We start from the raw sequence: 14961 nt of genomic DNA, 5'->3' as shown, positions 1-14961 counted from the left end.
CCATGCCGCATTGCCCGCTTGCGCTTCTCAGGCCCATGAATCAGGCAGGAAGGGTGCGAGCGGGCAGCGGGGCGATCAAGCTTCCTGATAACTCTCGATGGACGGGCAGGCGCAGACCAGATTGCGGTCGCCAAACACGTTGTCGACACGCCCGACCGGAGGCCAGTACTTGTTCTCGATCAGCGAGTCGACCGGGTACACCGCCTGTTCACGGCTATAAGGATGGCTCCATTGACCGACGATTTCTGCGGCAGTATGTGGCGCGTTTTTCAACGGGTTGTCGTCCTTGTCCAGCGAGCCGTTCTCGACCGCGCGGATTTCTTCACGGATCTTGATCATGGCGTCGCAGAAACGGTCCAGTTCTTCTCGGGACTCGCTCTCGGTCGGCTCGATCATCAAGGTCCCGGCAACCGGGAACGACATGGTCGGAGCATGGAAACCGAAGTCGATCAGGCGTTTGGCCACGTCATCGACACTGATGCCGCTGCTGTCCTTGATCGGCCGCAGATCAAGGATGCATTCGTGCGCAACCAGGCCGTTGGTGCCGGTGTACAGCACCGGGTAGTGTTCTTCCAGGCGACGCGAGATGTAGTTGGCGTTGAGGATCGCCAGCTGCGAGGCACGCTTGAGGCCTTCGCCGCCCATCATGCGGATGTACATCCAGGTGATCGGCAGAATGCTAGCACTGCCGAACGGTGCCGCGCATACCGCGCCTTCCTTGCGCTCCATGCGTGCATGGCCGGGCATGAACGGTGCCAAGTGCGATTTCACGCCGATCGGGCCTACGCCCGGGCCGCCGCCGCCGTGGGGGATGCAAAAGGTTTTGTGCAGGTTGAGGTGCGACACATCGCCACCGAACTTGCCCGGCGCACACAGGCCAACCATCGCGTTCATGTTGGCGCCGTCGATGTAGACCTGGCCGCCGTTGTCGTGAACGATGCCGCAGATTTCGCGAATGCCCTCTTCGAATACGCCGTGGGTGGACGGGTAAGTGATCATCATGGCCGCAAGCTGTTCGCTGTGCTGAATGGCCTTGGCGCGCAGGTCTTCGATATCGACGTTGCCGCGTGCGTCGCAGGCGGTTACCACCACGCGCATGCCGGCCATGTTGGCGGTCGCCGGGTTGGTGCCGTGGGCCGACGACGGGATCAGGCAGATGTCGCGATGTTCATCGCCACGGCTCTGGTGGTAAGCGCGAATGGCCAGCAGGCCGGCATATTCACCCTGCGAACCGGCATTGGGTTGCAGCGAAATGGCATCATAGCCGGTGGCTGCGCAGAGCATGGCTTCCAGCTCATCGGTCAGTTGTTGATAACCGGCGCTTTGCTCGGCAGGTGCGAACGGGTGCAGGTTGCCGAACTCGGCCCAGGTCACCGGAATCATTTCGCTTGCAGCGTTCAGCTTCATTGTGCATGAGCCCAGCGGGATCATGGTGCGGTCCAGCGCCAGGTCCTTGTCCGCCAGCTTGCGCAAGTAGCGCATCAGCTCGGTTTCGGAGTGATAGCGGTTGAACACCGGGTGGCTGAGGATTGCCGACTTGCGCAGCAGGGCTGCGGGCAGGCGCGACAGGCCGCTTTCAGCCAATACAGAGAAGTCAGGCAGTGTCTGGCCATCGCTGGCGAAGATCTCCCACAGCGCTTCGACAGCCGATTGCGAGGTAGTTTCATCAAGCGAAAGGCCCAGGTGCTGGTCGTCGATCTCGCGCAGGTTGATGTGTCGGGCGCGGGCGGCAGCGTGCAGGGTAGCGGTTTTGTTGCCGGTGTTCAGGGTCAGGCTGTCGAAGAAGAACGCCTGTTCGGCTTTGAAGCCCAGCTGGCTCAAGCCCTTAGCCAGGATCACAGTGAACTGATGAACCCGGTTGGCAATTTGTGTCAGGCCGCGCGGGCCATGATAGACGGCGTACATGCTGGCGATGTTGGCCAGCAGCACTTGCGCGGTGCAGATGTTACTGGTGGCTTTCTCACGACGAATATGTTGCTCGCGAGTCTGCATGGCCAGGCGCAAAGCCTGTTTGCCATGACGGTCTACCGACACGCCGACCAGGCGGCCCGGCATGTCGCGTTTGAACGCATCGCGTGTCGAGAAATAGGCCGCATGCGGTCCTCCAAAACCCAGTGGCACACCAAAGCGCTGGGCGCTGCCGATGGCGACATCGGCACCGAATTCGCCCGGCGGGGTCAGCAAGGTCAGGGCCAGCAGGTCAGCGGCGACAGTCACCAGCGCGTGGGCAGCGTGGAAGCGCTCGACCAGTTCGCGATAATCGAAAATGTCGCCATTGCTGGCCGGGTACTGCAGCAGCGCGCCGAAGTAATCGCTGACATCGCCTAGCTCGGTTTCATCCGCGACCACGACGGTAATCCCCAGCGGCTCGGCACGGGTGCGCAATACATCGAGGGTTTGCGGGTGGCAGTGGCTGGAAGCGAAGAACTGCTGGCTGCCCTTGTTCTTGCTCAGGCGTTTGCAGAAGGTCATTGCTTCGGCGGCGGCGGTGGCTTCGTCGAGCAGCGATGCGTTGGCAATCGGCAGGCCGGTGAGGTCGCTGATCAGCGTCTGGAAATTGAGCAGGGACTCCAGGCGACCCTGGGAAATTTCTGGCTGGTATGGCGTGTAAGCGGTGTACCAGGCCGGGTTTTCCAGCAGGTTGCGCAGAATAGGCGCAGGGGTGTGAGTGTTGTAGTAACCCTGGCCGATGTAGGTCTTGAACAGCTGATTCTTGCCGGCAATGGCTTTGATCGAGGCCAGCGCGTCAGCTTCGCTTTGCCCGGCTGGCAGGTTCAGAACGCTGGTGCCCTTAATGCTTTCCGGGATCACGCTGTCGCTCAAGGCTTCGATGGAGTCAAAACCCAGCGTCTGCAGCATGGCTTGCTCGTCTTCGGCGCGTGGGCCGATGTGACGGGCGATGAATTCGTTGGCAGTGCTCAGTTGAATACGGTCAGTCATGGCTCGCTCCTCAGGCTTCGGCGTTGGCTTTGATCAGGCGGTCGTAAGCGTCTTGATCCAGCAGGCCATGAATGGCGTTGGCATCTTGCGCAATGAAGCGAAAGAACCAGCCTGCACCGAGAGCATCTTCATTGACCAGCTCGGGCGTAGCATCAAGCGCGGAATTGACCTCGACGACTTCACCGTCCAGTGGCATGTTGATGCTGCTGGCGGCTTTCACCGATTCCACCACCGATACTTCGGCGTGTTGAGTGTAGGTCTGCAAATCCGGGAGCTGCACAAAAACCACGTCGCCCAGTGATTCCTGCGCATAGGGCGTGATCCCTACCGTGATACTGCCGTCTGCTTCGGCACGCAGCCATTCATGGTCAACGGTGAATCGCAACTCGCTCATACAAACTCCTCGAAGAACAGGGCCCGCGCAGAACGCGAGCAATATGAGTTAACGCTAGCAATTTCGCGGCCATATTTATTTTTTCTTTTTGAATCATGAGCTTGCGTATAAAGCCGGAAGCCTGAGCAGTCTGAGCTGTAGCGAAATCGCTACAGCTGGTTCGCTCTGGAAATGCTTGCACGATCAATGCCTTGAAACGAGGGGAGCTCAGGGTGTTGGAATGAAATCATTACGACGTAACGGTTTCGTTCCGGCGGCGAATGTGGCCGGCCAGCACGTCACCTGACGATTGACGATTGACGATGCCGTTAGCCGAACTGTGTTTCCGACCTGCTCAAAAATGCTTCGAGCTCTGCAAGTGGCAGTGGCTTGCTAATCAGGTAGCCCTGAATCTGGTCGCAGCGGTTTTCGCGCAGGAACGTCAGCTGCTCCGGCGTTTCAACCCCTTCGGCAATGACTTTCAATGCCAGGCTGTGCGCCAGTTCGATGATCGCTTTTGCAATCGCTGCGTCTTGTGGGTTGCTGGTGACTTCGCGAATGAAGGCGATATCGATTTTAAGCTTGTCGATGGGGAAGCGGCGCAGATAAGCCAGACTTGAATAGCCGGTACCGAAGTCATCAATGGAAATACTTACGCCGCTGGCCCTGAGCGTTTCCAGTGTGGCGATGGTATGTGAGGTGTTTTCCATCAGCGAGCTTTCCGTCAGCTCTACCTCCAGCCATTGCGGCTCGACCTGGTGCCTTGTCAGCGCCAGGCGTATGTCGGCGACCAGGCTGCTGTTGGATATCTGCTGACCAGACACGTTGACCGCCACTTGAAACAGCCCCAGCCCAGAGCGATGCCACTGGGCAATCTGTGCGCAGACGCGGTCGAGCACCCAGTTACCGACTTCAGCGATCAGGCCGAGGTTTTCCAGCACAGGAATGAATACGGCAGGTGAAACGCCGGGTAGCCCGTGACGCGGCCAGCGCAGCAATGCTTCCAGTCCGCAGATACGACCATCAGCCAGGTTGAGCTTGGGCTGATAGACAATCTCGAATGCCTCTTTTTCCACGGCATCCCGCAGCGCGGCTTCGAGGTCCAGGCGTGCCGACACTTCGGCGTTCATTTGGGCGGTGTAGAACCGATAGCTGTCGACGCCGAATTTTTTCGCGCTGTTCATTGCCGTGTAGGCGTGGCGGATCAGTTCACGGGCGTCTTCGCCATCCTCCGGATAAAGGGCGATACCGATGCTGGCGGTCATGACTATGCTCTGGTCTTCGACCTTGATGGGCACGCGCAAGGCCTTGCGGATGCGTTCAAGTGTCTGTCGGGTATCGGTCTGGCCATCACGGATCATCAGAATGAGGGCAAATTCGTCGCCGTCGACGCGTCCCAGGGTATCGCTGGCATTCAAACAATCCGATAGACGATGGCTGACTTCCAGCAACACCTGATCGCCCAGAACGTGGCCCCAGGTTTCGTTGATGGTCTTGAAACCGTCCAGATTGACTGTCAGTGCCGCAAGCTTCCAGCGACTGATGGCGGCCTGAGTAAGACCCATCTGCAGGCTGGTGAAAAACAGATCCCGATTCGGCAGCCCGGTCAGCGTGTCGTAATGGGCCATGGTCAGCAGGCGTTGATCGCTTTCCTTGCGCCGGGTGATGTCGCGCACTATGCCGACAATGACCCAGTCTTCACCGGTGCGATAGGCCTGGCGGTGGATCTCCACCTCGACATCCCGCCCGCTTTTGTCACGGATCTGCGTTTCGAGCGGTTCGCTGGGGCCTTTGCCGGCAATGATCTGGTCGTACACCTCTTCCAGGTTTTCCATGGACGTTTCGCCCAGCTCGGCAGGGGTCTTGTGCGACAGTTCTTCAGCGGAGTAGCCCAACAGCTGGCATGCCCTGCGATTGAATTCGATCAGGCTCATGGTGTTGCGATTGATCAGGAAAATAGCATCGTCAGACGCGTCCATCACTGTACGGAAGCGCTCCAGGTCGATGGTGCGCTGCTGCAATTGATCTTCAAGGATCAGGCTGTGGCTTTTTAGGTAGTCGCCAAACGCCTTGAGGCGCAGCAGGTTACGCACGCGCAGCCACAGTTCGGCGCTTTCCACCGGTTTATTCAGGTACTCCTCGGCACCTGCTTCCAGGCCTGACAGACGAGCACTTTGCTCATCGAGCGCCGAGAGCATGATGATCGGGATGTTGGCCGTGCCTTTCCTGGCCTTGAGCTGGCTGGCGACCTCGTAGCCATCCATGCCTGGCATCATGATGTCGAGCAGGATCAGGTCGGGCGCTCGCTCGTCGATCATGGCCAGCGCCTGCTCACCTGACTCCGCCGTCAGCGTCTCGTAGTGCTGATTGCGCAGCAGAACCTCAAGCAGGTCACGGACGTGAACGTCATCATCGACTATCAGGATGGTTGCTGCGGGTAGGGTCATGACGAGTGCTCAGGTGATTGGCCGTGAGGGTGGATTTTCAAGCAAGGCGTCGATGACCCGGTAAAGCTCCTGATAACGCAGGGGCTTGATGATGTAGGCATTACAGCCAGCCCGCCGGATTTTTTCTTCGTCTTCCTTCATGGCCATCGCGGTCAGGGCAATAACCGGGATTGCCGCAGTTGCAACATCTTGCTTGAGCAGAAAAGTCGCGCTCAGGCCATCCATTTCAGGCAACTGGATGTCCATCAGAATAAGGTCCGGCTGACGCTCGCGGGCCAGCTTGAGGCCTGTTTCTGCGTCCGTCGCGCACATCACGCCATGACCAGCGCTGTTGAGCAGCAATTCGGCCAGGCGCATGTTGGCAGCGTTGTCCTCGATAATCAGGATCTGGGCCATTGAGCTTCCTCGCTGGCAGGAGGGCGAATCGGCAGCCAGACCACAAAACGCGTACCGAGATCCTTGACGCTGGCGACCGCGACGCAGCCGCCGTGCAGTTCGGTCAGTTGTTTGACCATCGCCAGGCCAAGCCCGGTCCCCTCGAATTTGCGCGCCAGGCCGCTGTCAATCTGGCTGAAAGCCTTGAACAGCTTGTTCATATCGCTTTGGGCGATGCCGATTCCAGTGTCGCTGACACTCAATTCCAGAAAATGCTCGTTGTCACTGCTCGGCAGCTCGAAGCCGTATGTTGGCCAGTCACCTTCCAGAACACCTGCCTGCGAGCGTGGCACCTGACGCACCGCAAGGATCACCCAGCCGCCGGGCTGGCTGAACTTCACGGCGTTGGCCAGCAGGTTGTAAACGATCTGCTTGGTCTTGCGCCGGTCCAGCTCGAGCAGTCCGAAGTCTGCGTCGGTCTCGAGCTTCAATTGAATGCGTTGCAGCGCGGCCTGTTCGCGAACGATCAGCAGGCTGTTGCTCAGCAATTCGTCCAGATCGACGGGCTCCAGCTCCAGCGTCATCATGCCGGCTTCGACCTTGGACAAGTCGAGAATGTCGTTGATAAGTGACAGCAGGTGCTGGCCACTGTTGAAGATGTCACCAATGTAACGTCGCTGATCGTCGGTCATGTCGCCGACCATGCCGTCCTTGAGTGCCTCTGAAAAGCCGATGACAGCGTTCAGCGGCGTGCGCAACTCATGGGACATGGTGGCCAGGAACTCGGACTTCATATGGCTGGCGTGCTCCAGCTCGATATTTTTTTCTTCCAGCGTGCGCTCGAAACGCTTGCGCTCGGTCACATCGCGGGCGGCGGCGAACACGCCCTTGAGCTTGCGGTCACGGTCGTGAAAGGTCGCCGCGTTGTAAGACACGACAGTTTCGGTGCCATCGTAGGCGCGTACGGTGAGTTCGTAATCACTGACCTTGTGTTCGCTGAGCACGCGCTTGATCGCAGCGTCGGCGCTTGCCGGGTCAGTGAAAAAGTTCTTGCAGGGCGCGCCGATCAGTTCATCCCGGGTTCGCCCGGTCAGCGCCATCATCTGCTTGTTGACGTCGGAAATGATGCCCTGCGGGTCGGTCATCATCAGTGCATCGATGTTCGATTCGATCAACGAGCGGGTGTAGAACTGCTGGTCGCGTAACCGCTGATCCAGCAACGCCTGGGTTTCTTCTTCCTGTTTGCGTGCAGTGTTGTCGGTGCCGATCAGCAGGTAGCCAATGATGGTTTCTGCACTGTCGCGCAACGATGTCACCGACACCATGGCCGACAGACGGCTGCCGTCCTTGCGGATGTAAGTCAGCTCATAGATGTCTTCAATGCCGCGCGAAGCCTTGAACACCAGCGCTTCAAAGCCCGGTGTGATAGGGGTGTTCAGTTCATGACTAAGCGCAGCTGCGCGAATGATCAGCTCGGCAGGGTCGGAGATGTCGGCCGGGGTGATCTTGTCGACCACATCTTCCGAGTGATAACCGAGCATGCGTTCGGCGCCGACATTGAATATCTGAATGACCCCGTGTTCATCGGTCGCGATACTGGAAAAATAGGCGCTGTTGAAAATGGCGTCCTGGAGGGCACTCGTCTTGATGAGTGTTTTCTGCCGGCGAGACTCCACGATCTTTTCGGCACGAGACTGAGGCTCGGCGGTTGAGTAGTCGAGCGGCGGGTTTTCCATTAGTTCTTTCCCGTAACTACATGACCCCCGTTTTCCAAAACGGCCGCAAGAACATCTACGGACATCCATTCAAATGGATGATAAGAGGTTTATGGACCATACCAGAACGCTATCGGCAGATTTGATAATTAAATGAATCTATTCGGAAGTATTTTTTCCGTCGAGCATCAATCGACTATGACTTGCCGGATATTCCATACTTTCGAAGCCGGTGAGCGATGGCCGTGTGTGAGGTGTGCAGGCGGGCTGCCAGTTGGCGGGTCGAAGGGTAGTCGGCGTAGAGTTTTTCCAGCAGATCCTTTTCAAATGTTTCGACAGCGTTTTCTAGGCTGTCGATCGGGCTGTCGTTCTGGCGAGCCACGGCGGTGCCTGCGATGTCCAGGTCGCCTATATCCACTTGAGTGTGTTCACAGATCGCGGCAGCACGAAAGATGACGTTCTGCAGTTGACGCACATTGCCTGGCCAGCGGTTGCCCAGCAGGGCAGGGTAGGTGCTGTGCGCCAGGCGGCACATCGAACGCTGAATCTGGGCGCAGGCCTGCTCCATGAAGTAGCGGGCCAGCAACAAAATGTCCTGGCCGCGTTCGCGTAGCGGCGGGACCTCGAGGTTGAGGACATTGAGACGGTAGAACAGGTCTTCACGAAAGGTGCCTTCGCTGACCATTTTCTCCAGATCGCGGTGGGTGGCGCTGAGGATGCGCACATTGACCCTCACCTCTCGATCCCCGCCGACGCGCCGAAAGCTGCCATCGTTGAGAAAGCGCAGCAGTTTGGCCTGCAGATAAGGCGACATTTCGCCGATCTCATCGAGAAACACTGTGCCTTGGTTAGCCAGTTCCATCAGCCCCGGCTTGCCGCCGCGCTGCGCCCCGGTAAAGGCGCCGGGGGCATAGCCGAACAATTCGCTTTCTGCGAGGTTTTCCGGCAACGCCGCACAGTTCAGCGCCAGAAACGGTTCGCCGTGGCGGGCGCTGCTGGCGTGGCAGGCGCGGGCAACCAGCTCTTTGCCAGTGCCGGTCTCGCCCTGAATCAGCAACGGTGCGTCCAGCGCTGCCACCCGTTGTGCCCTGGCTTTAAGGGTCCGTATAGCCGTCGAGTCGCCCAGCAACGCGTCGAAACCTTCGGCGTGATCATGGTGCAACGCCGACAGGCGTTCGCCGATGCGACTGGGCAGATACAGGGTAATCAGCGCGCCTGCTTCGGTGATTGGTGTGGCGTCCAGAAGCAGCGCTTCGCCGTTGAGCGTGATCTCGCGCAATGGCAGACGAAAGCCGTTTTCCAGCAAGGCCGTTTGCAGGCCAGGGTCGGCAAACAGCTCGGCGATGGGTTCGCCCGCAGGTTCCCGACCAATAAGGGCAATAAGCGCGGGATTGGCCAGCAGTACATGCCCGGCGCTGTCGAGCGCCAGCACCGGGTCGGTCATCGCCGCGAGCAGCGCGTCCAGTTGCAGGTGTCGGCGCTGCCCGGGGAGGATGTCCACTACCGTGATCGCTTCCACGCCGCGCACCCTAAACAGCGCGTCCTTGAGCTCTTCGAGCATCTGGTGGCTGAGGGTCGGCGCATCGATGTAGACATTCGGAGGTACCATTTCCACTGCATCCAGGTTCAGATTGCGCCCACCCAGAATGGCCAGTACTTCCTGGGTGATGCCGACGCGGTCGATGAAACTGACGTGGATGCGCATGGGACAATGACGATTTGCAGAGGGGAGGGCGGCAAGTATGCCTTGTGGCGGCAGGTTTGGTGAAATCCGCTGATGTTCTAGCGGACGTCTATCGTTCCTGGCGCTCCAGCGCGAATGACGCTATGCGTCATGTATTTACGCGATGCTACTCATTCAGGAACGGACGCATAGCGTCCAGAAGGGCATGCCCACGCGGAGCATGGGCACGAGGGTGTTTTCCGGGCCGCATTCTCCAGCGTTGGCTTATTCCAGATGCTCCGGCTTTACCGGATCGCCTGACTTGACGTTCAGCTTGTCGCGGATGTCCGCGAACATCCGGTCGTAGTCCTTGTGCTGGGCGATGGGCAGAGAGGCAGAGTTGGGCAGGCCGTGCCTGATGGCGATGCGGCTCGCGTCATGAGCGAAATTGAACGCCAGGTCGCGGGTCAGCTGGAATTGCTCTTCGAAAGGCTTGCCATTGATCTGGCCCTGCATGCTGAAATGCATGCTGGTGCCTTGTTTCGGGTCTTCGTTTACTTCATAGCGCAAGTGGATGTCATAGCTGATATCCGAAGGCTGAAGCGCGACGTGGCTGAGGTGTAGATGACCTGGCTCGTACATGGACGTGCTCCATCAAACGATGAGTGTGCTCACTCAGACACTGGCTGTGTCTGCGCGGTTCAGCCTGATGCGCGGCGGTCTTGCGACTGCCCGCGCCTTGCTCGTCAATCTGCTTTTTTGGCGGGTTCCGGTCTGGACCATATCCATAGGTTACCCAACGCCATGCCGGTCAGAGCCAGGTAGAGCCACCAGGCGTGACCGATCAGGCTCAACATCACCACGGCGCACACCAGCATACTGATGGTGGCGCTGATCTTGGCCTTGCGGGCGACCAGTCGGCCATTACGCCAGTTGTACAGGATCGGCCCGAACACACGATGGTTTTCCAGCCAGGCGTTCAGTCGCGGCGAGCTGCGTGTGGCTGCCCAGGCCGCCAGCAGAATGAACTCTGTGGTCGGCAGGCCAGGAACGAAGATCGCAACGATACCTATGCCAAGAGCGGTATAGGCGAGGATGCCATATAAAAGGCGTGAAAGTCGGGAGCCGGGTGGTTTGTACGTCATGGTCTCTACAGGCAGGTTCGGAAAGCCCGGCCAGCTTAACAGCACCGGGCGCTTTTTCATGCCTGTGGCCGTTTCGGAGTCGATGCGTTTGCATGAACGTTCTGTAGAAGCACGTTGGTCAAGTGGCGGTTGGCGTTGCGTCACACTTTTCGGGAGCGGACGCAGAGCGTCCAGAGCTGCGTGCCCAAGCTGGAGCGTGGGCACGATGGTCATCGTGCCCAGACACTTATCGTTCATCACACTCCAGCGCGGGAATACCTTTCGTGACGCCCCGCGTCAGCTTTACGCGCTTGTTACTGCGCGTTATGCAGAGCCAGGCAGTTATCCAGCATGCGGTTGGAGAAGGCCCATTCGTTGTCATACCACGACAGCACTTTGAGCAACTTGCCGCTCACTTTGGTGTGATTGGCGTCGAAGATCGACGAAAGAGGGTTGTGGTTGAAGTCATGCGAAACCAGCGGCAGGGTGTTGTAGCCCAACACTTTGGAATGCTGGCTGGCTTCTTTCATCAATGCGTTGACTTCATCGGCAGTGGTTTCGCGTTTCAGGGTCACGGTCAGGTCGACCAGCGAAACGTTGATCACCGGAACGCGCACCGCCATGCCGGTCAATTTGCCAGCCAGTTCAGGCAGCACCAGGCCTACCGCTTCGGCAGCGCCGGTCTTGCTCGGGATCATGGACTGCGTGGCCGAGCGGGCGCGGTACGGGTCGGTGTGATAGACGTCGATCAGGTTCTGGTCGTTGGTGTAGGCATGAATGGTGGTCATCAGGCCGTTTTCGATCCCCAGTTCGCGGTGCAGCACCTGCGCGACCGGCGCCAGGCAGTTGGTGGTGCAGGATGCGCTGGAGATGATCTGGTGCGACTGGCGCAGCGTGTCGTGGTTGACACCATAGACGATGGTGGCATCGGCACCGCTGGCCGGGGCGGAGATAATCACCTTGCGGGCGCCGGCGGTCAGGTGTGCAGCAGCTTTGTCACGGCTGGTGAACAGCCCGGTACATTCGAACACCACATCGATGTCCTGAGCTTTCCAGGGCAGCTCGGCCGGATTGCGAATGGCACTGACCGAAATACGGTCGCCATTGACGGTCAAGCTGTCCTTGTCGCACTCGACCGTGCCGCTGAACGGGCCGTGTACGGTGTCGAAACGCAACAGGTGTGCGTTCATTTCGCTGTCGCCAAGATCGTTGATGGCGACGACCTGCAGGTCCTGGCGGTAGCCTTGGGTATACAGTGCGCGTAGGACGTTGCGGCCGATGCGGCCAAAACCGTTGATTGCGATACGAAGAGTCATACAGCCGTCCTTCTGAATTTGTTGTTGGAATTACAAGATTATTCTCATAGAAATAGAAAACAAGCCTTTTTAGTGGCAATATTTTGTTTTATCTACAACTACAAGCCTGAAAGGCACTCCCAGTTGATCGAGATCAGGGTTCTGCTTCCTGACAATCGCTGCTCGAAAACCGGAGCTGTCTTTACGGGTGACCTTAGACGTTAGCCTGGAGTTCATCACATGCACCCCCGCATCCTTGAAGTAACCGAGCGGCTCATCGCTCGCAGTCGCGATACCCGTCAGCGCTACCTTCAATTGATTCGCGGCGCAGCGAGCGATGGCCCGATGCGCGGTAAGCTCCAATGTGCCAACTTTGCACACGGGGTCGCCGCCTGCGGCCCGGAAGACAAGCAAAATCTGCGTCTGATGAACGCCGCCAACGTGGCCATCGTCTCCTCCTACAACGAGATGCTCTCGGCGCATCAGCCCTACGAACACTTTCCTGCCCAGATCAAACAGGCTTTACGTGACATTGGTTCGGTCGGCCAGTTTGCCGGTGGCGTGCCTGCCATGTGTGATGGCGTGACCCAGGGTGAGCCCGGCATGGAACTGGCCATTGCCAGCCGCGAAGTGATCGCGATGTCTACGGCCATTGCGTTGTCGCACAACATGTTCGACGCCGCGCTGATGCTGGGCATCTGCGACAAGATCGTCCCGGGCCTGATGATGGGCGCGTTGCGTTTTGGTCATTTGCCAACGGTATTCGTCCCAGGCGGGCCCATGGTCTCGGGCATTTCCAACAAACAGAAAGCCGACGTGCGGCAGCGTTATGCTGAAGGCAAGGCCAGCCGCGAAGAGCTGCTGGACTCCGAAATGAAGTCCTATCACGGCCCCGGCACCTGCACGTTCTACGGTACGGCCAACACCAATCAGTTGCTGATGGAAGTCATGGGGCTGCACCTTCCCGGTGCTTCGTTCGTCAACCCGTACACGCCGTTGCGCGATGCGCTGACCGCCGAAGCCGCGCGCCAGGTGACACGCATGACCATGCAGAGCGGCGACTTCATGCCGATCGGCGAAATCGTCGACGAGCGCTCGCTGGTCAACTCCATCGTGGCACTGCACGCCACTGGCGGCTCGACCAACCACACGCTGCACATGCCGGCCATCGCGCAGGCCGCCGGTATTCAACTGACCTGGCAGGACATGGCCGATCTGTCTGAAGTGGTGCCGACCCTGAGCCACGTCTATCCCAACGGCAAAGCCGACATCAATCACTTCCAGGCGGCCGGCGGTATGTCGTTCCTGATCCGTGAGCTGCTCGCCGCCGGCCTGTTGCATGAAAACGTCAACACCGTGGCCGGTTATGGTCTTAGCCGTTATACCCGCGAGCCTTTCCTGGAAGACGGCAAGCTGGTCTGGCGCGAAGGGCCGCTCGAAAGTCTGGACGAGAGCATTCTGCGCCCGGTGTCCCGTCCGTTTTCTCCGGAAGGCGGGCTGCGGGTGATGGAAGGCAATCTCGGTCGCGGGGTTATGAAAGTCTCCGCCGTCGCTCCGGAGCATCAGATCGTAGAAGCGCCTGCCAGAGTGTTTCAGGACCAGAAAGAGCTGGCCGATGCGTTCAAGGCTGGCGAGCTGGAGTGCGATTTCGTCGCCGTAATGCGTTTTCAGGGGCCGCGCTGCAATGGCATGCCCGAGCTGCACAAGATGACCCCGTTTCTGGGTGTCCTGCAGGATCGGGGGTTCAAGGTCGCGCTGGTGACCGATGGACGAATGTCGGGCGCCTCGGGCAAGATTCCGGCAGCGATTCATGTCTGCCCTGAAGCATTCGATGGCGGACCGTTGGCACTCGTGCGCGATGGCGACGTCATCCGCGTCGATGGCGTAAAAGGCACGTTACAAGTGCTGGTCGAAGCGTCAGAATTGGCCGCCCGAGAACCAGCCGTGAATCAGATCGATAACAGTGTCGGCTGCGGTCGCGAGCTTTTCGGGTTCATGCGCATGGCCTTCAGCTCGGCAGAGCAGGGCGCCAGCGCCTTTACCTCTAGTCTGGAGACGCTTAAGTGAAGTTGGCCCTGGTCGGTGATATAGGCGGTACCAATGCACGTTTTGCCATTTGGGAAGACGACACGCTGCATTCTGTCCGGGTGTTCCCGACCATTGACTATGCTGGTCCGGAAAAAGCCATCGAGGTTTATCTTCAGGATCTTGAGCTGCAGCGTGGCGATATCGGCCATGTGTGTCTGGCTGTTGCCGGACCGGTCGATGGCGATGATTTCGAGTTCACCAACAGCCACTGGCGACTGAACCGCAAGACCTTCTGCGCTGATCTGCAAGTCGATCATCTGCTATTGATCAACGATTTCACTGCGATGGCGCTGGGCATGACCCGGCTCAAGGACGACGAGTATCTGACTGTCTGCCACGGCCAGGGTAAGCCGGATCGTCCGTGCGTGGTGGTCGGGCCTGGCACAGGGCTGGGCATTGGCACATTGATCAAGCTGGAAGGCAGCCGCTGGATGGCCTTGCCGGGCGAGGGTGGGCATGCCGATCTGCCTATTGGTACTGCGCGTGAGGCCCTGTTGTGGGCGCGCTTGATGGCCGAGCATGAACACGTCAGTGCTGAAGTTGTTTTGAGTGGCGCAGGGCTGCTGTTGTTGTACCAGGTCAGTTGCGCGCTGGACGATATCGAGCCGGCGCTCAAGTCGCCTGCTGCGATCACGTCGGCAGCGCTGGCGGGCGATCCGGTTGCCGCAACGGTGCTGGAGCAGTTTTGCGTATTCCTCGGCAGGGTGGTGGGCAACAACGTCCTGACGCTGGGCAGCCTGGGCGGGGTGTACATCGTCGGCGGTGTGGTGCCGCGTTTCTCTGACTTCTTCATCAACAGCGGTTTCAGACGCGCCATGGCCGAAAAGGGTGTGATGAGCGACTACTTCAAAGGCCTGCCGGTGTGGCTGGTCACTGCCGAGTTTCCTGGCCTGACCGGCGCTGGTGTTGCCTTGCAACAAGCTTTTGGGGCACAGATCTGA

At 59.0% G+C, this 14961-nt stretch carries 11 protein-coding genes; 2 read left to right on the top strand and 9 right to left on the bottom strand.

Annotated elements, in window-relative coordinates:
• Nucleotides 1-75 precede the first annotated feature (75 nt).
• The 9 genes from gcvP to gap form a co-directional block, all read right to left on the bottom strand.
• The gene (gcvP, locus tag ALO43_RS21785) at nt 76-2940 is read right to left on the bottom strand and encodes an aminomethyl-transferring glycine dehydrogenase (RefSeq protein WP_054998038.1); all 2865 of its coding nucleotides are present in this window, start codon (nt 2938-2940) and stop codon (nt 76-78) included.
• Nucleotides 2941-2950: 10 nt separating this feature from the next.
• Nucleotides 2951-3334 (bottom strand): glycine cleavage system protein GcvH, encoded by a 384-nt coding sequence (gene gcvH, locus ALO43_RS21780; RefSeq protein ID WP_024671326.1) that lies wholly within the window; start codon nt 3332-3334, stop codon nt 2951-2953.
• 308 nt (nt 3335-3642) lie between these two features.
• On the bottom strand, nt 3643-5760 hold the full coding sequence (locus ALO43_RS21775) for a putative bifunctional diguanylate cyclase/phosphodiesterase (protein ID WP_024691771.1): 2118 nt from the start codon (nt 5758-5760) through the stop codon (nt 3643-3645).
• A gap of 9 nt (nt 5761-5769) precedes the next feature.
• The gene (locus ALO43_RS21770; RefSeq protein ID WP_005891398.1) at nt 5770-6156 is read right to left on the bottom strand and encodes a response regulator; all 387 of its coding nucleotides are present in this window, start codon (nt 6154-6156) and stop codon (nt 5770-5772) included.
• Nucleotides 6141-7871 carry a PAS domain-containing sensor histidine kinase gene (locus tag ALO43_RS21765; RefSeq protein ID WP_005891401.1) on the bottom strand — a complete coding sequence of 577 codons (1731 nt, stop codon included), beginning with the start codon at nt 7869-7871 and terminating at the stop codon, nt 6141-6143. The genes ALO43_RS21770 and ALO43_RS21765 overlap by 16 nt, the downstream gene beginning before the upstream one ends.
• 175 nt (nt 7872-8046) lie before the next feature.
• The gene (locus tag ALO43_RS21760; RefSeq protein WP_005891402.1) at nt 8047-9555 is read right to left on the bottom strand and encodes a sigma-54-dependent transcriptional regulator; all 1509 of its coding nucleotides are present in this window, start codon (nt 9553-9555) and stop codon (nt 8047-8049) included.
• A 243-nt stretch (nt 9556-9798) separates the two neighbouring features.
• Nucleotides 9799-10155 (bottom strand): DUF5064 family protein, encoded by a 357-nt coding sequence (locus tag ALO43_RS21755; RefSeq protein ID WP_005891403.1) that lies wholly within the window; start codon nt 10153-10155, stop codon nt 9799-9801.
• 104 nt (nt 10156-10259) lie between these two features.
• Complete coding sequence (locus tag ALO43_RS21750; RefSeq protein WP_024691770.1) at nt 10260-10718, bottom strand: YbaN family protein; 459 nt, start codon at nt 10716-10718, stop codon at nt 10260-10262.
• A gap of 233 nt (nt 10719-10951) precedes the next feature.
• Nucleotides 10952-11953, bottom strand: a complete 1002-nt coding sequence (gene gap / locus ALO43_RS21745; protein ID WP_005891405.1) for a type I glyceraldehyde-3-phosphate dehydrogenase — start codon at nt 11951-11953, stop codon at nt 10952-10954.
• A 219-nt stretch (nt 11954-12172) separates the two neighbouring features.
• On the opposite strand from gap, the gene edd reads away from it, so the two are divergent.
• A complete protein-coding gene (gene edd / locus ALO43_RS21740; protein ID WP_005891406.1) occupies nt 12173-13999 on the top strand; it encodes a phosphogluconate dehydratase in 1827 nt (608 codons plus the stop codon).
• Nucleotides 13996-14961 (top strand): glucokinase, encoded by a 966-nt coding sequence (locus tag ALO43_RS21735; protein WP_005891407.1) that lies wholly within the window; start codon nt 13996-13998, stop codon nt 14959-14961. Before edd ends, ALO43_RS21735 begins: the two co-directional genes overlap by 4 nt.

The sequence above is a fragment of the Pseudomonas tremae genome, from assembly GCF_001401155.1.
GTDB classification, from domain to species: domain Bacteria; phylum Pseudomonadota; class Gammaproteobacteria; order Pseudomonadales; family Pseudomonadaceae; genus Aquipseudomonas; species Aquipseudomonas tremae.
Note: the sequence above shows the minus strand (reverse complement) of the source record. Positions and strands in the feature narration are given on the sequence as shown.

What these genes read in the sequence shown, in the direction of transcription:
- gcvP (WP_054998038.1), bottom strand. Translation starts at nt 2,940, where the DNA reads ATGACTGACCGTATTCAACTGAGCACTGCCAACGAATTCATCGCCCGT.
- gcvH (WP_024671326.1), bottom strand. Translation starts at nt 3,334, where the DNA reads ATGAGCGAGTTGCGATTCACCGTTGACCATGAATGGCTGCGTGCCGAA.
- ALO43_RS21775 (WP_024691771.1), bottom strand. Translation starts at nt 5,760, where the DNA reads ATGACCCTACCCGCAGCAACCATCCTGATAGTCGATGATGACGTTCAC.
- ALO43_RS21770 (WP_005891398.1), bottom strand. Translation starts at nt 6,156, where the DNA reads ATGGCCCAGATCCTGATTATCGAGGACAACGCTGCCAACATGCGCCTG.
- ALO43_RS21765 (WP_005891401.1), bottom strand. Translation starts at nt 7,871, where the DNA reads ATGGAAAACCCGCCGCTCGACTACTCAACCGCCGAGCCTCAGTCTCGT.
- ALO43_RS21760 (WP_005891402.1), bottom strand. Translation starts at nt 9,555, where the DNA reads ATGCGCATCCACGTCAGTTTCATCGACCGCGTCGGCATCACCCAGGAA.
- ALO43_RS21755 (WP_005891403.1), bottom strand. Translation starts at nt 10,155, where the DNA reads ATGTACGAGCCAGGTCATCTACACCTCAGCCACGTCGCGCTTCAGCCT.
- ALO43_RS21750 (WP_024691770.1), bottom strand. Translation starts at nt 10,718, where the DNA reads ATGAAAAAGCGCCCGGTGCTGTTAAGCTGGCCGGGCTTTCCGAACCTG.
- gap (WP_005891405.1), bottom strand. Translation starts at nt 11,953, where the DNA reads ATGACTCTTCGTATCGCAATCAACGGTTTTGGCCGCATCGGCCGCAAC.
- edd (WP_005891406.1), top strand. Translation starts at nt 12,173, where the DNA reads ATGCACCCCCGCATCCTTGAAGTAACCGAGCGGCTCATCGCTCGCAGT.